The 18,738-nt window shown below is 69.4% G+C and carries 19 protein-coding genes; 4 read left to right on the forward strand and 15 right to left on the reverse strand.

The features are described 5' to 3' along the window. Positions 1-7: 7 nt before the first annotated feature. Genes nuoK through ABZ848_RS14295 form a run of 11 tightly spaced genes read right to left on the reverse strand, consistent with a single transcriptional unit; the run spans position 8 to position 10,803 of the window. A complete protein-coding gene (nuoK, locus tag ABZ848_RS14245) occupies positions 8-307 on the reverse strand; it encodes an NADH-quinone oxidoreductase subunit NuoK (protein WP_242779136.1) in 300 nt (99 codons plus the stop codon). After that, positions 304-1,140, reverse strand: coding sequence for an NADH-quinone oxidoreductase subunit J (locus ABZ848_RS14250; RefSeq protein ID WP_360830513.1), 837 nt, complete (start codon positions 1,138-1,140; stop codon positions 304-306). Before ABZ848_RS14250 ends, nuoK begins: the two co-directional genes overlap by 4 nt. Next, positions 1,137-1,739 (reverse strand): NADH-quinone oxidoreductase subunit NuoI, encoded by a 603-nt coding sequence (nuoI, locus tag ABZ848_RS14255; RefSeq protein WP_360830516.1) that lies wholly within the window; start codon positions 1,737-1,739, stop codon positions 1,137-1,139. Before nuoI ends, ABZ848_RS14250 begins: the two co-directional genes overlap by 4 nt. Beyond that, positions 1,732-3,096 carry an NADH-quinone oxidoreductase subunit NuoH gene (gene nuoH, locus ABZ848_RS14260; RefSeq protein ID WP_360830519.1) on the reverse strand — a complete coding sequence of 455 codons (1,365 nt, stop codon included), beginning with the start codon at positions 3,094-3,096 and terminating at the stop codon, positions 1,732-1,734. The genes nuoI and nuoH overlap by 8 nt, the downstream gene beginning before the upstream one ends. Then, entirely contained in the window at positions 3,093-5,597 is a 2,505-nt protein-coding gene (locus ABZ848_RS14265) for an NADH-quinone oxidoreductase subunit G (RefSeq protein WP_360830522.1), read from the reverse strand. The genes nuoH and ABZ848_RS14265 overlap by 4 nt, the downstream gene beginning before the upstream one ends. Then, a complete protein-coding gene (gene nuoF / locus ABZ848_RS14270; RefSeq protein WP_360830525.1) occupies positions 5,594-6,943 on the reverse strand; it encodes an NADH-quinone oxidoreductase subunit NuoF in 1,350 nt (449 codons plus the stop codon). The genes ABZ848_RS14265 and nuoF overlap by 4 nt, the downstream gene beginning before the upstream one ends. Then, complete coding sequence (gene nuoE / locus ABZ848_RS14275) at positions 6,940-7,803, reverse strand: NADH-quinone oxidoreductase subunit NuoE (RefSeq protein ID WP_360830527.1); 864 nt, start codon at positions 7,801-7,803, stop codon at positions 6,940-6,942. Before nuoE ends, nuoF begins: the two co-directional genes overlap by 4 nt. Further along, complete coding sequence (locus tag ABZ848_RS14280; protein ID WP_360830530.1) at positions 7,800-9,122, reverse strand: NADH-quinone oxidoreductase subunit D; 1,323 nt, start codon at positions 9,120-9,122, stop codon at positions 7,800-7,802. The genes nuoE and ABZ848_RS14280 overlap by 4 nt, the downstream gene beginning before the upstream one ends. Beyond that, positions 9,119-9,877: an NADH-quinone oxidoreductase subunit C gene (locus tag ABZ848_RS14285; protein WP_360830533.1), complete on the reverse strand. Its 759-nt coding sequence runs from the start codon at positions 9,875-9,877 to the stop codon at positions 9,119-9,121. Before ABZ848_RS14285 ends, ABZ848_RS14280 begins: the two co-directional genes overlap by 4 nt. After that, positions 9,874-10,428, reverse strand: a complete 555-nt coding sequence (locus ABZ848_RS14290; RefSeq protein ID WP_003998928.1) for an NADH-quinone oxidoreductase subunit B — start codon at positions 10,426-10,428, stop codon at positions 9,874-9,876. Before ABZ848_RS14290 ends, ABZ848_RS14285 begins: the two co-directional genes overlap by 4 nt. A gap of 15 nt (positions 10,429-10,443) precedes the next feature. Further along, positions 10,444-10,803 carry an NADH-quinone oxidoreductase subunit A gene (locus tag ABZ848_RS14295; protein WP_003992243.1) on the reverse strand — a complete coding sequence of 120 codons (360 nt, stop codon included), beginning with the start codon at positions 10,801-10,803 and terminating at the stop codon, positions 10,444-10,446. A 778-nt stretch (positions 10,804-11,581) separates the two neighbouring features. Here ABZ848_RS14295 and ABZ848_RS14300 point away from each other — a divergent pair. Then, the gene (locus ABZ848_RS14300) at positions 11,582-12,385 is read left to right on the forward strand and encodes a C40 family peptidase (protein ID WP_360830536.1); all 804 of its coding nucleotides are present in this window, start codon (positions 11,582-11,584) and stop codon (positions 12,383-12,385) included. 115 nt (positions 12,386-12,500) lie between these two features. Here ABZ848_RS14300 and ABZ848_RS14305 read toward each other — a convergent pair whose 3' ends face one another. Then, complete coding sequence (locus ABZ848_RS14305) at positions 12,501-14,414, reverse strand: FAD-dependent oxidoreductase (protein WP_360830539.1); 1,914 nt, start codon at positions 14,412-14,414, stop codon at positions 12,501-12,503. Positions 14,415-14,504: 90 nt separating this feature from the next. On the opposite strand from ABZ848_RS14305, the gene def reads away from it, so the two are divergent. Further along, positions 14,505-15,134: a peptide deformylase gene (def, locus tag ABZ848_RS14310; RefSeq protein WP_360830542.1), complete on the forward strand. Its 630-nt coding sequence runs from the start codon at positions 14,505-14,507 to the stop codon at positions 15,132-15,134. 47 nt (positions 15,135-15,181) lie between these two features. Here the strand turns inward: def and ABZ848_RS14315 are convergent, their stop codons facing one another. Both ABZ848_RS14315 and ABZ848_RS14320 read right to left on the reverse strand, forming a co-directional pair. Beyond that, complete coding sequence (locus ABZ848_RS14315) at positions 15,182-15,490, reverse strand: hypothetical protein (protein WP_360830545.1); 309 nt, start codon at positions 15,488-15,490, stop codon at positions 15,182-15,184. Positions 15,491-15,650: 160 nt separating this feature from the next. Next, on the reverse strand, positions 15,651-16,934 hold the full coding sequence (locus ABZ848_RS14320; RefSeq protein ID WP_360830548.1) for a geranylgeranyl reductase family protein: 1,284 nt from the start codon (positions 16,932-16,934) through the stop codon (positions 15,651-15,653). A 121-nt stretch (positions 16,935-17,055) separates the two neighbouring features. Here ABZ848_RS14320 and ABZ848_RS14325 point away from each other — a divergent pair, with 121 nt between their 5' ends. Next, on the forward strand, positions 17,056-17,562 hold the full coding sequence (locus ABZ848_RS14325; protein WP_360830551.1) for a GNAT family N-acetyltransferase: 507 nt from the start codon (positions 17,056-17,058) through the stop codon (positions 17,560-17,562). A gap of 159 nt (positions 17,563-17,721) precedes the next feature. Further along, the gene (locus ABZ848_RS14330; protein WP_360830554.1) at positions 17,722-18,036 is read left to right on the forward strand and encodes a PASTA domain-containing protein; all 315 of its coding nucleotides are present in this window, start codon (positions 17,722-17,724) and stop codon (positions 18,034-18,036) included. Here the strand turns inward: ABZ848_RS14330 and ABZ848_RS14335 are convergent. Next, positions 18,023-18,718 carry a demethylmenaquinone methyltransferase gene (locus ABZ848_RS14335; RefSeq protein ID WP_360830557.1) on the reverse strand — a complete coding sequence of 232 codons (696 nt, stop codon included), beginning with the start codon at positions 18,716-18,718 and terminating at the stop codon, positions 18,023-18,025. The two genes, ABZ848_RS14330 and ABZ848_RS14335, sit on opposite strands and share 14 nt — an antisense overlap. Positions 18,719-18,738: the final 20 nt, after the last annotated feature.

An 18,738-nucleotide genomic window follows, 5' to 3' on the forward strand; every position in this document is an offset into this window, starting at 1 on the left:
CGACCCCTCAGAGCTTCATCAGGCTGGCGTCGTCGACCGAGGCCGAGTGGCGGGAACGGAACAGGGACACGATGATCGCGAGCCCGACCACGACCTCCGCGGCGGCGACGACCATCGTGAAGAAGGCGATGATCTGGCCGTCGAGGTTGCCGTGCATCCGGGAGAAGGTGACGAACGCGAGGTTGCAGGCGTTCAGCATCAGCTCGATGCACATGAACACCACGATCGCGTTGCGCCTGATCAGCACGCCGGTGGCGCCGATCGTGAACAACAGGGCCGAGAGATACAGGTAGTTGACCGGGTTCACTTCGACGCCTCCTCCCGCTTGAAGGTGGCCGGTTCGATCTCGGTGCGCTCCAGGCGCTCCTCCGCGCGCTGCTCCAGCGCCCTGAGGTCGTTGAGCGCCTCGGCGGACACGTCACGGATCTGGCCGCGGTCGCGCAGCGTCTTGCTGACGGTGAGCTCGGACGGGGTGCCGTCGGGCAGCAGGCCCGCGATGTCGACCGCGTTGTGCCGCGCGTACACGCCGGGGGCCGGCAGCGGCGGTACGTACTTGCCCTCGCGGACGCGCTGTTCGGACAGCTCGCGCTGCGTCTTGGCGCGCTCGGTGCGCTCGCGGTGGGTGAGCACCATGGCGCCGACGGCGGCCGTGATCAGCAGGGCGCCGGTGATTTCGAAGGCGAAGACGTACTTGGTGAAGATGAGGGTGGCGAGGCCCTCCACGTTGCCGTTCGCGTTCGCCGTGGAGAGTCCGTTGAACTCCTTCAGGGACGCGTTGCCGATCCCGGCGAGCAGCAGGATGCCGAAGCCGAGGCCGCAGAGAAGGGCCAGCCAGCGCTGACCCTTGATGGTCTCCTTCAGCGAGTCCGCGGCCGTCACGCCGACGAGCATCACCACGAAGAGGAACAGCATCATGATCGCGCCGGTGTAGACGACGATCTGCACGATGCCCAGGAAGTAGGCGCCGTTGGCGAGGTAGAAGATCGCCAGGATGATCATGGTGCCGGCGAGCGAGAGCGCGCTGTGCACGGCCCGCTTCATGAAGACGGTGGCCAGGGCGCCGGCGACGGCGACGGTGCCGAGGACCCAGAACTGGAAGGCCTCTCCGGTGGAGGTGGAGTAGGCGGCGAGGTTGCTCATGCGTCCGCCCCCTGTTCTTCAGGCTTCTCGCCCTTGGAGACGGCGACCTGGCGCTCGGTACCGGGCGCGGCCTCGGTGACGAGTCCCCGGTAGTAGTCCTGCTCGTCGGTCCCCGGGTAGATCGCGTGCGGGCTGTCGACCATGCCGTCCTCGAGGCCGGCGAGCAGCTGCTCCTTGGTGTAGATGAGGTTGGCGCGGCTGGAGTCGGCGAGCTCGAACTCGTTCGTCATCGTGAGCGCGCGCGTGGGGCACGCCTCGATGCACAGACCGCACAGGATGCAGCGGGCGTAGTTGATCTGGTAGACGCGCCCGTACCGCTCGCCCGGCGAGTAACGCTCCTCGTCCGTGTTGTCCGCGCCCTCCACATAGATGGCGTCGGCCGGACACGCCCAGGCGCACAGCTCGCAGCCGACGCACTTCTCCAGTCCGTCCGGATGGCGGTTGAGCTGGTGCCGTCCGTGGAACCGAGGGGCGGTGGTCTTCTGCTGCTCCGGGTACTGCTCGGTCAGCCGCTTCTTGAACATGGCCTTGAAGGTCACGCCGAAGCCGGCGACGGGGTTCATGAAACCGGGCTTGGTCTCCTTCGGCTCCTCAGCCATCGGACCCCTCCTTTCCATCCGAAGATCCGTCACTCGCAGTATCCGACCCACCACTGACAATCAGCTCCCGCTCGCGGCGCGGACTGCGCCTCGGCACCGGCGGAAGCTCCTGCCCCGGCAGCGGCGGTACGGGGAATCCGCCCGCCATCGCGTCGAATCCGGCGGGCTGCGCGGCGGCCCGCTCGCCCTCCTCGGCCTTCACGCGGAACATGTCCACGACGAAGGACAGGAGCAGCAGGGCGAGGACGGCGCCGCCGATGTAGAGGGCGATGTCGGCGAAGTCGTAGTTCTCGTTCCGCAGCGCCCGCACCGTCGCGACCAGCATCAGCCAGACCACGGAGACCGGGATGAGGACCTTCCAGCCGAGCTTCATCAGCTGGTCGTAGCGGACGCGGGGAAGCGTGCCGCGCAGCCAGATGAAGAAGAACAGCAGCAGCTGGACCTTGATCACGAACCAGAGGAGCGGCCACCAGCCGTGGTTGGCGCCCTCCCAGAAGGTGCTGACCGGCCAGGGGGCGCGCCAGCCGCCGAGGAAGAGCGTGGTCGACACGGCGGAGACGGTCACCATGTTGACGTACTCGGCGAGCATGAACATCGCGAACTTGATCGACGAGTACTCGGTGTTGAAGCCGCCGACCAGGTCGCCCTCGGACTCCGGCATGTCGAAGGGGGCGCGGTTGGTCTCGCCCACCATGGTGACGATGTAGAGGATGAAGGAGACCGGCAGCAGCAGGATGTACCAGCGGTCGTGCTGCTGCTCGACGATCGTCGAGGTCGACATCGACCCCGAGTAGAGGAACACCGAGGCGAACGCGGCGCCCATGGCGATCTCGTACGAGATCATCTGCGCGCAGGAGCGCAGGCCGCCGAGCAGCGGGTAGGTGGATCCGGAGCTCCAACCCGCGAGCACGATGCCGTAGATGCCGACCGAGGCGACCGCGAGGATGTAGAGCATCGCGATCGGCAGGTCGGTGAGCTGCATCGTGGTGCGGTGGCCGAAGATCGAGATCTCGTTGCCGGCCGGGCCGAAGGGGATCACCGCGATCGCCATGAAGGCCGGGATGGCCGCGACGATCGGTGCGAGGACGTAGACCACCTTGTCCGCGCGCTTGACGATGATGTCTTCCTTGAGCATCAGCTTGATGCCGTCGGCGAGCGACTGGAGCATGCCCCAGGGGCCGTGCCGGTTGGGGCCGATGCGCAGCTGCATCCAGGCGACGACCTTGCGCTCCCAGACGATGGAGAACAGCACGGTCACCATCAGGAAGGCGAAGCAGAACACCGCCTTGACCACGACCAGCCACCAGGGGTCGCGGCCGAACATCGAGAGGTCTTCAGCGGCGAGGAACGGGCTCATGCCTCCACCTCCTTCGGGGCCTCGCCGACGAGCGTCGCCGGGCCGATGCGGACGAGTGCGCCGGGCAGCGCCCCGGTGTCGGAGGCGACGCCCTTGCCGACGGAGTTCAGCGGGAGCCAGACCACACGGTCGGGCATCTCGGTGATCAGCAGCGGGAGTTCGACCGCTCCGGCGGGGCCGCTCACGGCGAGGAGGTCGCCGTCCTTGACGCCGGCCTCGGCGGCCGTCGCGGCCGACACGCGCGCGTGGGCGGCGTGCCGCGTCCCGGCGAGCGCTTCGTCGCCCTCCTGGAGGCGGCCCTGGTCGAGCAGCAGCCGGTGCCCGGCCAGCACGGCCTCCCCGGCGGCGGGCCGGGGCAACTGGCCCCCGCTCTCCAGCGGTTCGGTCGCCCGCGGCCCGTCCCAGGGCCCGAGCCGGTCGATCTCCGCTCGTACGGTGCGCAGATCCGGCAGACCCAGGTGTACGTCCATGGCGTCGGCCAGCATCTGCAGCACGCGCGCGTCGGTCGGCGCGAGGCGGTGGGTCATCTGGTCGGGCTTGAGGGCGGCCTCGAAGAAGCGCACCCTGCCTTCCCAGTTGAGGAAGGTGCCGGCCTTCTCGGCGACCGCGGCCACCGGCAGGACGACGCTGGCGTGCTCACTGACCTCGCTGGGCCGCAGCTCCAACGAGACCACGAAGCCGGCCTCGTGAAGTGCTTCACGCGCGCGTGCCGGGTCCGGCAGGTCGGCGATCTCGACTCCGGCGACCACCAGTGCCTGCAGCTCACCGTTGGCGGCGGCCTCGACGATCTGGCTGGTGTCGCGGCCGTAGCGGTGCGGGAGTTCGGCGACGCCCCAGGCGGCGGCGACCTCTTCACGCGCGCGTGGATCGGTCGCCGGACGTCCGCCCGGCAGCAGCGACGGCAGCGCGCCGACCTCGACGGCGCCGCGCTCCCCGGCCCGCCGCGGGATCCAGACGAGTTCGGCGCCGGTCGCGGAGGCGGCCCGTACGGCGGCGGTGAGGCCACCGGCGACCGCGGCGAGGCGCTCGCCCACGACGATCACCGCGCCCTCGGCGCGCAGCGCCTCGGCCGCCTCGGCTCCGCCGTCCTCCAGGCCGACGCCGCTCGCGAGCGCGTCCAGCCATTCGGTCTCGGTGCCCGGAGCCGCCGGCAGCAGCGTGCCGCCCGCCTTCTCCAGACCGCGCGTCGCGTGCGTGGCCAGCGCGAACACCTTCTGCCCGTGCTTGCGCCAGGCCTTGCGCAGCCTCAGGAAGACGCCGGGCGCCTCCTCCTCGGCCTCGAACCCGACCAGCAGGACCGCGGGCGCCTTCTCCAGGGAGGTGTACGTGACACCCGTACCGTCGAGGTCCCGTCCGCGGCCGGCGATCCGCGCCGCCAGGAAGTCGGCTTCCTCGCTGGTGTGCACGCGCGCGCGGAAGTCGATGTCGTTGGTGTCGAGGGCCACGCGCGCGAACTTGCTGTACGCGTAGGCGTCCTCGACGGTGAGACGGCCGCCGGTCAGGACGCCGGTGCGGCCGCGAGAAGCGAGCAGCCCCTGAGCGGCGATCTGCAGTGCCTCCGGCCAGGAGGCCGGCTCCAGGTCACCCTCGGCGTTGCGCACCAGGGGTGTCTGCAGGCGGTCGCGCTGCTGGGCGTACCGGAACCCGAAGCGGCCCTTGTCGCAGATCCACTCCTCGTTGACCTCGGGGTCGTTGGCCGCGAGGCGCCGCATGACCTTGCCGCGCCGGTGGTCGGTGCGGGTGGCACAGCCGCCGGAGCAGTGCTCGCACACGCTGGGCGAGGACACCAGGTCGAAGGGGCGGGAGCGGAATCGGTACGCCGCCGAGGTCAGCGCGCCGACCGGGCAGATCTGGATGGTGTTGCCGGAGAAGTACGACTCGAAGGGGTCGCCCTCGCCGGTGCCGACCTGCTGGAGTGCGCCGCGCTCCAGGAGTTCGATCATCGGGTCGCCCGCGACCTGGTTGGAGAACCGGGTGCAGCGGGCGCACAGCACGCACCGCTCGCGGTCGAGCAGCACCTGCGTGGAGATCGGGACGGGCTTCTCGTACGTCCGCTTCTTGCCTTCGAAGCGCGACTCCGCCTGGCCGTGCGACATGGCCTGGTTCTGCAGGGGGCACTCGCCGCCCTTGTCGCAGACCGGACAGTCCAGCGGGTGGTTGATGAGCAGCAGCTCCATCACACCGTGCTGGGCCTTCTCGGCGACCGGTGAGGTGAGGTGGGTCTTCACGACCATGCCGTCCGTGCACGTGATGGTGCAGGACGCCATCGGCTTGCGCTGGCCCTCGACCTCGACGATGCACTGGCGGCAGGCGCCGGCCGGGTCGAGGAGCGGGTGGTCGCAGAAGCGCGGGATCTCGATGCCGAGCTGCTCGGCGGCCCGGATGACCAGGGTGCCCTTGGGCACGCTGATCTCGGCGCCGTCGATCGTCAGCGAGACGAGATCCTCCGGCGGGACCGCCGCCTCTCCCCCGCCTGAGGGAGCGCTGGTGGTCACGGTCATGCGTTCACCTCCGGGCGGTCGGCCCAGGCCGTCGACTTCGCCGGGTCGAAGGGGCAGCCCCGGCCGGTGATGTGCTGCTCGTACTCCTCGCGGAAGTACTTGAGCGAGGAGAAGATCGGCGAGGCGGCGCCGTCGCCGAGGGCGCAGAACGACTTGCCGTTGATGTTGTCGGCGATGTCGTTCAGCTTGTCGAGGTCGCTCATGACGCCCTTGCCGGCCTCGATGTCGCGCAGCAACTGCACGAGCCAGTACGTCCCTTCACGGCACGGTGTGCACTTGCCGCAGGACTCGTGGGCGTAGAACTCGGTCCAGCGGGTGACGGCGCGGACCACGCAGGTCGTCTCGTCGAAGCACTGGAGAGCCTTGGTGCCGAGCATGGAACCCGCGGCGCCCACTCCCTCGTAGTCGAGGGGTACGTCGAGGTGCTCGTCGGTGAACATCGGCGTCGAGGAGCCGCCCGGCGTCCAGAACTTGAGGCGGTGGCCCGGCCGCATGCCGCCGCTCATCTCCAGCAGCTGGCGGAGCGTGATGCCGAGCGGGGCCTCGTACTGGCCGGGGCTGGCGACGTGGCCGCTGAGCGAGTAGAGCGTGAAGCCCGGGGACTTCTCGCTGCCCATCGACCGGAACCATTCCTTGCCCCGATTCAGAATTGCGGGAACCGAGGCGATCGACTCGACGTTGTTCACAACAGTCGGGCACGCATAGAGGCCCGCCACCGCAGGAAAGGGGGGACGGAGCCGCGGTTGACCACGGCGGCCTTCGAGCGAGTCGAGCAGTGCGGTCTCCTCACCGCAGATGTACGCGCCGGCGCCGGCGTGCACGGTGAGTTCGAGATTCAGGCCGCTGCCCAGGATGTTCTCGCCGAGGTAGCCCGCCGCGTAGGCCTCGCGCACGGCCTCGTGCAACCGCCGCAATACGGGGACGACTTCACCACGCAGATAGATGAAGGCATGCGACGACCTGATGGCATAACACGCGATGACAATGCCCTCGATGAGGCTATGCGGGTTCGCGAACAGGAGCGGGATGTCCTTGCACGTCCCCGGCTCCGACTCGTCGGCGTTGACAACTAGATAGTGTGGCTTTCCATCACCCTGGGGAATGAACTGCCATTTCATTCCCGTCGGGAATCCCGCGCCACCGCGGCCGCGCAGACCGGAGTCCTTGACGTACGCGATCAGGTCGTCCGGCGACATGGCCAGCGCCTTGCGAAGCCCCTCGTAGCCCTCGTGCCTCCGGTAGACGTCCAGAGTCCAGGACCTGTCCTCGTCCCAGAAGGCCGACAGCACGGGTGCGAGCAGCTTCTCGGGGCTGTTGTTCTTGAGTTCGGGTGCCAAGGTCATCACTCCCCCTCCTCGGCGGCAGGCCCTGCCGGGTGGGCTGGGTCGGAGGCCGACGTGTCCTGTGGCGCATCGTGTGAACTCAGGTGCTCGGTCGGCGACGGGTCGTGCACTGCCCTGTCCTGCGGCTCGTCCTGCGGACCGCCACGCGGATGGACCACGCGCGCGGGTGCGGCCTCTCCCCTTGCCAGGCGAAGGCCCACCAGTGACGCCGGTCCCGCACTGCCGCCCTCCTCGACGGCCCCGGGCCGCTCGTCGGGGAAGCCGGCCAGGATCCGCGCGGTCTCCTTGAAGGTGCACAGGCGCGCCCCGCGCGTGGGCTCCACGGGCCGTCCCGCGCGCAGGTCGTCGACGAGGCGCTTGGCGCTGGCCGGGGACTGGTTGTCGAAGAACTCCCAGTTGACCATCACCACCGGCGCGAAGTCGCAGGCCGCGTTGCACTCGATGTGCTCCAGGGTGACCTTGCCGTCCTCGGTGGTCTCGCCGTTGCCGACGCCGAGGTGCTCCTGGAGCTCCTCGAAGATCGCGTCGCCGCCCATCACAGCGCACAGCGTGTTGGTGCAGACGCCCACCTGGTAGTCACCGCTCGGCCTGCGCCGGTACATCGTGTAGAAGGTCGCGACGGCGGTGACCTCGGCCGTGGTCAGCTCCAGCACGTCCGCGCAGAACTGCATCCCGGTGCGCGTGACATGCCCTTCCTCCGCCTGCACGAGGTGCAGCAACGGCAGGAGCGCGGACCGCGAGTCGGGGTAGCGGGCGATCACCTCGCGCGCGTCCGCTTCAAGGCGGGCTCGGACGTCGTCCGGGTAGGCGGGCGCGGGCAGTTCGGGCATGCCCAGGCTGACGCCAGAGGAACTGGTGGTCACCGGTCGACGCCTCCCATCACGGGGTCGATGGACGCGACGGCGACGATGACGTCGGCGACCTGGCCGCCCTCGCACATCGCCGCCATGGCCTGCAGGTTGGTGAAGGACGGGTCGCGGAAGTGGACCCGGAAGGGGCGGGTGCCGCCGTCGGACACGGCGTGCACGCCGAGTTCGCCCTTGGGTGACTCGACGGCCGCGTACGCCTGGCCCGGCGGGACGCGGAAGCCCTCGGTGACCAGCTTGAAGTGGTGGATCAGGGCCTCCATGGAGGTACCCATGATCTTCTTGATGTGGTCGAGGGAGTTGCCGAGCCCGTCCGGTCCCAGGGCGAGCTGGGCGGGCCAGGCGATCTTCTTGTCGGCGACCATGACCGGGCCGGGCTGCAGCCGGTCCAGGCACTGCTCGACGATCCTGAGCGACTGGCGCATCTCCTCAAGGCGGATGAGGAAGCGGCCGTAGGAGTCGCAGGTGTCGGCGGTCGGGACGTCGAAGTCGAAGGTCTCGTAGCCGCAGTAGGGCTGGGCCTTGCGCAGGTCGTGCGGCAGGCCGGTGGAGCGCAGGATCGGGCCGGTGGCGCCGAGGGCCATGCAGCCGGCCAGGTCGAGGTAGCCGACGTCCTGCATACGGGCCTTGAAGATGGGGTTCCCGGTGGCGAGCTTGTCGTACTCCGGGAGGTTCTTCTTCATCTTCTTCACGAACTCGCGGATGTGGTCCACCGCGCCGGGCGGCAGATCCTGCGCGAGTCCGCCGGGGCGGATGTACGCGTGGTTCATCCGGAGGCCCGTGATGAGCTCGTAGATGTCGAGAATCATTTCACGATCACGGAATCCGTAGATCATGATCGTGGTGGCGCCGAGCTCCATGCCGCCGGTGGCGATGCACACCAGGTGGGAGGAGAGCCGGTTGAGCTCCATCAGGAGCACGCGGATGAGAGTGGCGCGGTCGGGGATCTCGTCCTCGATGCCGAGGAGCTTCTCGACGGCGAGACAGTAGGCGGTCTCGTTGAAGAAGGACGTCAGGTAGTCCATGCGCGTCACGAACGTGGTGCCCTGTGTCCACGTGCGGAACTCGAGGTTCTTCTCGATGCCGGTGTGCAGGTAGCCGATGCCGCAGCGGGCCTCGGTGACCGTCTCGCCGTCGATCTCCAGGATCAGGCGGAGCACCCCGTGGGTGGAGGGGTGCTGGGGGCCCATGTTGACGACGATGCGTTCGTCGTCGGCCTTGGCCGCGGTCTGGACGACCTCGTCCCAGTCGCCACCGGTGACCGTGTATACGGTGCCTTCCGTGGTCTCGCGAGGAGAGGCTTGCGAAGTGCTCACGAGTACGACCTCCGCTGGTCCGGAGCCGGGATCTGGGCGCCCTTGTACTCGACGGGGATGCCGCCGAGCGGGTAGTCCTTGCGCTGCGGGTGGCCCTGCCAGTCGTCCGGCATCATGATCCGGGTCAGGGCCGGGTGACCGTCGAAGACGATCCCGAAGAAGTCGTAGGTCTCGCGCTCGTGCCAGTCGTTGGTCGGATAGACGGAGACCAGGGACGGGATGTGCGGGTCGGCGTCCGGAGCGCTGACTTCCAGGCGGATCAGCCGGTTGTGGGTGATCGAGCGCAGGTGGTAGACGGCGTGCAGCTCGCGGCCCTTGTCGTGGAGGTAGTGGACGCCGCTGACGCCGGTGCACAGCTCGAAGCGCAGGGCCGGGTCGTCGCGCAGGGTGCGGGCGACGCGCAGCAGGTGCTCGCGCTCGACGTGGAAGGTGAGTTCGCCGCGGTCGACGACCGTCTTCTCGATGGCGTTGTCGGGGAGAAGTCCTTGCTCCTCCAGGGCGCCTTCCAGCTCGTCGGCGACCTCGTCGAACCAGCCGCCGTAGGGGCGGGCCGCGGGTCCCGGGAGGCGGATCGAGCGGACCAGGCCGCCGTAGCCGGAGGTGTCGCCGCCGTTGTTGGCGCCGAACATGCCGCGCTGGACGCGGATCTCCTCGCCGCCCTCGCCGCGCTGGCCGGGGAGGTTGGAGGCGCCGAGGTCCTTCTCGGGGTTGACCCCGTTGGACCCGCCGGCGCCGGTGCCGTTCGCGTCGCTCACCGCAGCAGCCCCTTCATCTCGATCGTGGGCAGGGCCTTGAGCGCCGCTTCCTCGGCCTCGCGGGCGGCCTCCTCGGCGTTCACGCCGAGCTTGGAGGTCTGGATCTTCTGGTGGAGCTTGAGGATGGCGTCCATGAGCATCTCGGGCCGTGGCGGGCAGCCCGGGAGATAGATGTCGACCGGGACGATGTGGTCGACGCCCTGCACGATCGCGTAGTTGTTGAACATGCCGCCCGAGGAGGCGCAGACCCCCATGGAGATCACCCACTTCGGGTTCGGCATCTGGTCGTAGACCTGCCGCAGCACCGGCGCCATCTTCTGGCTGACCCGGCCGGCGACGATCATGAGGTCGGCCTGGCGGGGTGAGCCGCGGAAGACCTCCATGCCGAAGCGGGCCAGGTCGTAGCGTCCGGCGCCCGTCGTCATCATCTCGATGGCGCAGCAGGCCAGGCCGAAGGTGGCCGGGAAGACGGACGCCTTGCGTACCCAGCCCGCGGCCTGCTCGACGGTGGTCAGCAGGAATCCGCTCGGCAGCTTTTCTTCGAGTCCCATGTCGTTAAAGGCCCCTCAGTCCCATTCCAGGCCGCCGCGCCGCCATACGTACGCGTACGCGACGAAGACGGTGAGCACGAAGAGCAGCATCTCCACGAGCCCGAAGATCCCCAGGGCGTCGAAGGTGACGGCCCAGGGGTAGAGGAAGACGATCTCGATGTCGAAGACGATGAAGAGCATCGCCGTCAGGTAGTACTTGATGGGGAAGCGCCCGCCGCCGGCCGGCGTGGGGGTCGGCTCGATACCGCACTCGTAGGCCTCGAGCTTGGCGCGGTTGTACCGCTTCGGCCCGATCAGCGTGGCCATGACCACGGAGAAGATCGCAAAGCCTGCCCCGAGGGCTCCCAGTACGAGGATGGGCGCATAGGCGTTCACCGCTCCTCGCTCCTCTCAGTCGGCACTGACTGCTGGCGATGGCATCGGACTCACACCGGCCTCATACGCCGCTCTAACCTCCGCTCGTCCCAACGAAGATCGAGAACATGTGAAGCAGGTCACAAGCCCAACTGCCTCGCATCTTATGCCCGCCACTCTGTGATCTGCGACACGGGGTATTGCACAAGCTTTGTGATCTCCACCACCTGACGAAGGATCATGAAGTCGGATGAGCGGTGATCTTCGCACTGGAAGCGTCCGAGTGATCACCAGAGGTGACATTTCCGCTTGTCGGCGCAGTTCGGGAGGGGCGTCTCAATATCAAGAGACTTCTCTTGCATGCAAATTGGCGCTGGACGTGACGCCTTGATAGGGGACCGCATTCACACATCAAGGTGAGAGCCGGGGCGCGATGTGGACGCGTGCACGCGTTCACGAGCGGGGCCGGCCGCGACCCGCTCGCGACCCCGCCGCAATGCGCTCGTGATCTACGCGCGTGACGCGGGCGATCCCGTGACCGTTGCGTGACCTCCGCCACATTGATGAGAGGCCTCTGAGAGCGGGGCTTGGCCAACCGTCCCAACCGGTGGTAGGCGGCGGGCAATTCGGACGTACCGTCGAAACAGCGTGATCACGGCCCTGATGAGCCGGGTCCGCAATGTCCGTTACGGCGTCAATAAGGAGTGCCACGCCCGGGATTGGAGGGGCTGATTGAACAAGTGTGGCGCAGCACACGTTTCTTGAAGGTATGGAGGAGCCCCTGATACCGGTTGTTCTCATGTCCCACACCGCTCACATACGCAGCCACCGGAAACCCCGCCGCAGCGCGACGACGAACATCGCCGTGCGTGCCGGAGTTGCCGGTGGCGTTCTCAGCATGGCGGCGGCGGGCGCATCGGCCTCGGCGAGTGCCGCCGAGACGACGCAGACCCTGCAACTGCCCACCCTGACGGCCGATCTGGCCGCTCAGGTCGCCCAGTCCGCGGACGCCACGCAGCAGGCGGCCGCGAACTACGAGCTGCAGGCCGAGCGTGACGCGGCCGCCGCGAAGGCCGCGAAGCAGGCCAAGTCGGACCTCGCGGAGGCGAAGAAGAAGGCGGAGGCCAAGAAGAAGGCCGAGGCCGCCCGCAAGGCCGCGGCCGAGCAGGCCGCCTCCCGCAGCGCCGAGCGGACCACCCTGGCCGCCTCCACGACCTCCAGCGCCTCGACGAGCTCGTCGACGGCCACGGGTTCGGCCGCGGCCGTCATCGCCTTCGTGAAGGCTCAGATCGGCGACGCCTACGTCTCCGGTGGCACCGGCCCCAACTCATGGGACTGCTCGGGTCTTGTGCAGACCGCCTTCAAGCAGATCGGCATCAGCCTGCCGCGCGTCTCGCAGGACCAGTCGACGGCCGGCACCCAGGTCTCGCTGAGCAACCTGCAGCCGGGCGACATCCTGTACTGGGGCAGCGCGGGCAGCGCGTACCACGTGGCGGTGTACGTCGGCGACGGCATGTTCGTCGGCGCGCAGAACCCGTCGACCGGTGTGGTCGAGAAGCCGCTCTCCTACGACCCGCCGACCGGCGCGGTGCGGGTGCTCTGACCCGCGCGACACAAGGGAACGACCGAGAACACACGGAAGGGCCGCAGCCGCTCGGGGGCAGCGGCCCTCCGTTGCACCCTCCTCAGTCACACCCTCCTCCGTCGAACCCCGGCGGCTATCCCAGGTCGAAGGTGTTGGGCAGGCCCAGCTTGTAGCGGAGTTCGTCGACCCGCTTCAGGGGCTCCATCTCCGGCGGCCGGTACAGCTCCACGATCTCGCAGCGCCCGGCGTCCGAATTGTCCGCGTCGAGCAGGGCGTTGACGGCACGTCGTGCCGACTCGTTGGCGCCTTCCATCGTCGCGAGGTCGACGTCCGTGCGGACATAGTCGCCGGCGAGGAAGAAGTTCGGGACCGCGGTGCGGGCCGAAGGCCGGTTGTAGAGCGTGCCCGTGGGATGGATGAGGAGCTGCTCGCGGTTCTGCGGGTCGGGGCCGCCCAGGCCCGTCACGGCCGGGTCCATGAACCAGCCCAGGCGGTCGTCGTCGGTGAGGACCGTCTTGCCGGAGTCGTTGAGGCCGTCCTTCAGCTGGGCCCACAGCTCGGCGACGATCTCGTCCTTGGTGCACTCCTTGGCCGTCTTGCCGTACAGGATGCCGGGCTTGTCCCACTCCGAGATGATCGCGGACAGACAGTCGTGCGCCCGGCCGTCGCCGTAGTCGCGGGAGAAGTCCCGTACGTCCCAGAACTGGGCCTGTCCGATCCCGGTGACCGCCCAGGGTGAGTCGACGCAGTTGATGTGGCCGTGCACGACGGGGGTGGGCGTGCGCAGGTAGAACATCACGCCGGTCATCCAGTCCGTCCGCAGCGCGTCGCACCGGGCGAGCTGCGGGTCGGCGGCGCGCAGGGCCGGGCCCCATGTCACGCGCGCGTGCTCGACCGGGAGCGCGGAGACGTAGTGGTCGGCGGTGACGACGCGCTCCTGGCCGCCGTCGCGTGCGGCGACGCGTACGCCAATAACCCGGCCGCCCTCGTACAGGACCTCCTGCACCTGGGTCCCGGTCACGAACTCGACGCCCTGGGAGCGCAGGTGGGTCTCCCAGGGGTCGATCCAGGCCTCGCTGGTGGGAGCGTTGAGGACGCGGTCGATGTCGGCGTCGGGTCCGTCCAGGCCGCGGCCGAGCAGGCCCCACAGGATGAGGGCCTCGATGATGACGCGGCCGACCGTGCGCGTGGAGGCCACCTCGGCGCGGGTGGCGACGAGGTTGCGGGTCTGGCCGATGCCGAGGAGCCGCTGGTACTCCTCGCTCATCTCCTCGGCGCGGATGAAGTCCCACCAGGAGGTCTTCTCCCACTGGTCCTCGCGGCGGGCGTCGCAGCTGGTGATGTGGACCAGGAGCCGGTCGGCGTAGTAGGCGGCCTCGTGGGCGGGGAGGCGGCCGGCCAGGTCGAGGGCGGCGAGGATCTGGTCGCGGATCCAGGTGGGGGTGATGTCGCCGGGGGCGGGCGGGGTGGTGGCCCGGCGGAGGGGGACGTGGAGGTCGGCGCGGTCGGAGCCGCGGGAGAACAACTCCTCGGTGGCGTTGCGGAGGTTGCCGCGGACGCCGCCCGGGTTCCCGGGGAAGGGGATGCGGCGCATGGTGTCGGGGAGGTTCCGGTAGAAGCCGGGGAAGAAGCGGAAGCCGTGCTCGCCGGGGAGGGGTTTGCGGCCGTCGGCGGCCGTTCCCGGGACGTCCATCGAGCGGGCCTTGCCGCCGAGGACGTCGTAGTACTCGTAGACGGTGACGGCGTAGCCGCGTTCGGCGAGTTCGTGGGCGGCGCTGAGGCCGGAGACGCCGCCGCCGAGGACGGCGACGCGTTTGCCGGCGGGGGCCGCGCTGGCGGTGCCGGCGGGCAATAAGGCGAGGGCGCCCGCGAGGGCACCGGTCCCGGCGAAGGCACCTGACCCCGCGACGGCCCCTGCCGCTCCCCCGGCGCCGGCGAGAAAGCGTCTGCGGGTGTGGCCGGTGTTCTCCTGCGACTGCCGGCCAAGGTTCCCCTGCGGCTGCCGGCCGGTGTTCTCCTGCGGCTGCTCGGCGTGTTCTGTTGTCATGACTCCGGGAGGGTAGGGAGGGGTTCCGACGGCCGGAAGCCCGTTTCCCTGTCACCCACAGCATCCTCACCATCACAAGGAGACACACACATGCCCAGCGTGTTCGTACAAGGCCGCCCCTCCGACTCGTACCCCCGGCTCGCGCCCGAGGCCCGGCGCGGAAAGGTGCGGCGCGTCACCGAGGTCGGCGAAGAGGTCCTGCACAAGCCGTGCCGGGACGTCACCGAGTTCGGGCCCGACCTCGCCGCGCTCATCGACGACATGTTCCTGACGATGTACGTCGCCGAAGGGGCCGGGCTCGCGGCGAACCAGGTCGGCGTCGATCTGCGGCTGTTCGTCTACGACTGCCGGGACGACGACGGGGTCCGGCACGTCGGGCACATCGTCAACCCGGTCCTCGACGGCCTCGATCCGGCCCGCCGGCGGCTGCTCGACGAGAGCGAGGGGTGCCTGTCGGTGCCCGGTGCCATCATGGACGTACCGCGCCCGGACCGGGCCGTGGTGCGGGGGCTGGACAAGGACGGGGAGCCGCTCGTCATCGAGGGCACGGGCTACTTCGCGCGCTGCCTGGCCCACGAGACGGACCATGTGAACGGGCACGTGTATCTGGACCGGCTCTCCAAGCGGGAGCGCAAGGACGCGCTGCGCCAGGTGGCGGACCGGCGCGACGAGGTGTTCGCGCGCCGGGAGGCCAGGACGGCCGAGCTGAGCCGCGGCTGACGGGCCGTGCGGGACGCCGGGCGCCGGTCGGGCCCGGAGCGCCGGGGTCAGGGCACGCGCGTGTCGTGGTGCGCCTCGGCCGACGCGCGTTCCTGAGGCGTCAGTTCGTCGTCCCGCACGGGCACGGCCGAGCTCCAGTGCCGGCCGACCGGGCAGTACTGCCAGCGGTACCAGCCGAGGCGGAGGGACTTGAAGGACGCGCCGGGGATCCAGATCGTCGTGTAGACGTGCCCGTCACGGCAGCGGACGACGGTCTCCCCGCCGACGCCGTAACCGCGACGCCGGGCGTACACGGTTCCGACGACGAGAGCCGTCACGACTAGGACGAGGGGGGCGAGAGCTGCCGGGTTCTTCATGGTGCCGCACCTGCGATCCGTAGATCCGTAGATCCGTGGCGAGAGCCGCCTGGGCCACTGCTGCCAGTGTGCGACGCCACCGGGACGCGGGCCAGGGGCACTTGAGCCCCCGGCCCGAATCCTGACGCACCCCATACGCGACCCGTACGCCCCCCGTCGGCTACGCCTTCGGCGCCACCTTGCTCAGCCCGTTGATGATGCGGTCCATCGCGTCGCCGCCCGTCGGGTCGGTGAGGTTGGCGAGCATCTTCAGGGTGAACTTCATCAGCAGCGGGTGGGTCAGACCCCTCTGGGCCGCGATCTTCATGACCTTCGGGTTGCCGATGAGCTTCACGAAGGCGCGGCCCAGCGTGTAGTAGCCGCCGTAGGTGTCCTTGAGGACGCGCGGGTAGCGCTGGAGGGCGAGTTCGCGGCTCGCGGGGGTCGGGCGGGCGTGGGCCTGGACGATGACGTCGGCGGCGATCTGGCCGGACTCCATGGCGTAGGCGATGCCCTCGCCGTTGAAGGGGTTCACCAGGCCGCCGGCGTCGCCGACGAGCAGCAGCCCGCGCGTGTAGTGCGGCTGGCGGTTGAAGGCCATGGGGAGGGCGGCGCCGCGGATCGGTCCGGTCATGTTCTCCGGGGTGTAGCCCCAGTCCGCCGGCATGGACGCGCACCAGGCCTTCAGCACCTCGCGCCAGTCCAGCTCCTTGAAGGAGTCGGAGGTGTTCAGGACACCGAGGCCGACGTTCGACGTGCCGTCGCCCATGCCGAAGATCCAGCCGTAGCCGGGCAGGAGACGGTCCTGGGCGCCGCGGCGGTCCCACAGCTCCAGCCAGGACTCCAGGTAGTCGTCCTCGTGACGGGGGCTGGTGAAGTACGTCCGTACGGCCACGCCCATCGGGCGGTCCTCGCGGCGGTGCAGGCCCATCGCCAGCGACAGCCGCGTGGAGTTGCCGTCGGCGGCGACCACGAGCGGCGCGTGGAAGGTGACCTCGCGCTTCTCCTCGCCGAGCTTGGCGTGCACGCCGGTGATGCGGCCGGTGCGGTCGTCGATGATCGGGGCGCCCACGTTGCAGCGCTCGTACAGCCGCGCGCCCGCCTTCTGGGCCTGCCGGGCGAGCTGCTCGTCGAAGTCGTCGCGCTTGCGGACGAGGCCGTAGTCCGGGTAGGAGGCGAGATCCGGCCAGTCGAGCTGGAGGCGGACGCCGCCGCCGATGATGCGCAGGCCCTTGTTGCGCAGCCAGCCGGCCTCCTCGGAGACGTCGATGCCCATGGCCACGAGCTGCTTGGTGGCGCGCGGGGTGAGTCCGTCGCCGCAGACCTTCTCGCGCGGGAACTCGGTCTTCTCCAGCAGGAGTACGTCGAGTCCGGCCTTGGCGAGGTAGTAGGCGGTGGTGGAGCCGGCTGGCCCCGCGCCGACGACGATCACATCGGCGGTGTTCTCGGAGAGGGGCTCGGTCACGACGGGATCTCCCCAGGCTCGGAATCAAGTTCGGAATCAAGTTCGGAATCCGCGTGCCGACCGGCACTGGACATGGGCAGTCTATTCAGCAGAATTGATCACCCGGCTGAAGGGCTGCCCCGTGAACCGAGCTCTCCCCGTAGTACGGCTGCGCGTCCCCACCGACGAGGACGCGATCGCCTGGCACCGGGTCTTCGACGACCCCGAGGTCATGGAGTTCCACGGCGGCAAGGCCAGGGACCTCTCCGTCTACGAGGAGCTCACCGCCCGCCAGCGCCGGCACGACGCCGAGCGGGGCTTCTGCCTGTGGACCATGGTGGACGACGCCGGGCAGGTCATCGGGTTCACGGGCGCCCAGCCGTGGCCGCAGGACTGGGGCCCGACGGGCGAGATCGAGATCGGCTGGCGGCTCGGCCGGGAGTACTGGGGCAAGGGGTACGCGACCGCGGCCGCGCAGATGACCCTGGAGCGGCTCAGGGCGGCCGGGGTGGAGAGCGTGGTGGCGATGGTGCTGTCCGGCAACGCGCGCTCGATCGCGGTGACGGAGCGGCTGGGCATGCGGCTCGAACACGTCTTCACGGAGCCGAGGTACGGGCAGCGGGCGCACCAGTACCGCCTCGACCTGTGATCGCCCCCCTGATCACCAAATAAAGAACACAGAATGTAACCCAAAGTAACCGACTGCTACAGAAAGACACTTGGCGCTTCCGGTCGGCACCCCCGTGCGGTTACCCTGCCAGTACCGCTGGGGGTGACATCTGTGCGAATAACACCCAAAACGCCCGAAGTGCGCGTACCACGGCTCGTAGGTCTCATGGCCATGGACGCGCGCAGGACGGCAGAGGCGACCGGCCTCTTCCTCAACGCGCCGGACCGGCCCGGCCTGCACTTCCAACAGACGATGGTCGACTACGTCGTACGGCAGTACCCGCAGCCCAATGCCGAGGTGCCCCGGGACTCCGTGATCTACGTGTGGTTCGACTTCGGTGAGGGAGAGGGCGGCGGAGGCGTCCGCGAGCCCCGGCTTCCCCGGCCCTCGGGCGGCGGGCTGCAGCGCGAGATCGACGAGCCGGGCGACGAGCTGACGCTCAGGCCTGCTTGAAGCCGCGGTGCAGGGCCACGACCCCGCCCGTGAGATTGCGCCACGCCACCTTCGACCAGCCGGCCTTCCGCAGCCGCTCGGCCAGCGCGGGCTGGTCGGGCCAGGCCCGGATGGACTCGGCGAGGTAGACGTACGCGTCGGGGTTGGAGGAGACCGCGCGGGCGACCGGCGGCAGGGCGCGCATCAGGTACTCGGTGTAGACCGTGCGGAAGGGCGCCCAGGTCGGGTGCGAGAACTCGCAGATCACGACCCGTCCGCCGGGCCTGGTCACCCGGTACATCTCGCGCAGGCCCGCGTCGAAGTCCTGCACGTTGCGCAGCCCGAAGGAGATCGTGACGGCGTCGAAGGTGTCGTCCTTGAACGGCAGCTTCGTCGCGTCGCCCGCGGTCAGCGGCAGCCAGGGGTGCTTGCGCTTGCCGACCTGGAGCATGCCGAGCGAGAAGTCGCAGGGGACGACGTACGCGCCCGTGCGCGCGAACGGCAGGGACGAGGTCGCCGTACCGGCCGCCAGGTCCAGGATCTTCTGCGCGGGCCGGGCGTCGACCGCCCGGGCCACCTCCTTGCGCCACGCCCGGTCCTGGCCGAGCGACAGCACGTCGTTCGTCAGGTCGTACCGTTCCGCCACGTCGTCGAACATCGAGGCGACTTCGTGCGGCTGCTTGTTCAGGGAAGCGCGGGTCACGCTCGCCATTCTTGCAGCAT

The organism is Streptomyces sp. NPDC047081, from assembly GCF_040643775.1.
Classification (GTDB): Bacteria; Actinomycetota; Actinomycetes; order Streptomycetales; family Streptomycetaceae; genus Streptomyces.

Bases quoted from the DNA above. Each gene is read 5' to 3' on its own strand.
- ABZ848_RS14250 (WP_360830513.1), bottom strand. From the start codon at position 1,140: ATGAGCAACCTCGCCGCCTACTCCACCTCCACCGGAGAGGCCTTCCAG.
- nuoI (WP_360830516.1), bottom strand. From the start codon at position 1,739: ATGGCTGAGGAGCCGAAGGAGACCAAGCCCGGTTTCATGAACCCCGTC.
- nuoH (WP_360830519.1), bottom strand. From the start codon at position 3,096: ATGAGCCCGTTCCTCGCCGCTGAAGACCTCTCGATGTTCGGCCGCGAC.
- ABZ848_RS14265 (WP_360830522.1), bottom strand. From the start codon at position 5,597: ATGACCGTGACCACCAGCGCTCCCTCAGGCGGGGGAGAGGCGGCGGTC.
- ABZ848_RS14290 (WP_003998928.1), bottom strand. From the start codon at position 10,428: ATGGGACTCGAAGAAAAGCTGCCGAGCGGATTCCTGCTGACCACCGTC.
- ABZ848_RS14300 (WP_360830536.1), top strand. From the start codon at position 11,582: ATGTCCCACACCGCTCACATACGCAGCCACCGGAAACCCCGCCGCAGC.
- ABZ848_RS14305 (WP_360830539.1), bottom strand. From the start codon at position 14,414: ATGACAACAGAACACGCCGAGCAGCCGCAGGAGAACACCGGCCGGCAG.
- def (WP_360830542.1), top strand. From the start codon at position 14,505: ATGCCCAGCGTGTTCGTACAAGGCCGCCCCTCCGACTCGTACCCCCGG.
- ABZ848_RS14315 (WP_360830545.1), bottom strand. From the start codon at position 15,490: ATGAAGAACCCGGCAGCTCTCGCCCCCCTCGTCCTAGTCGTGACGGCT.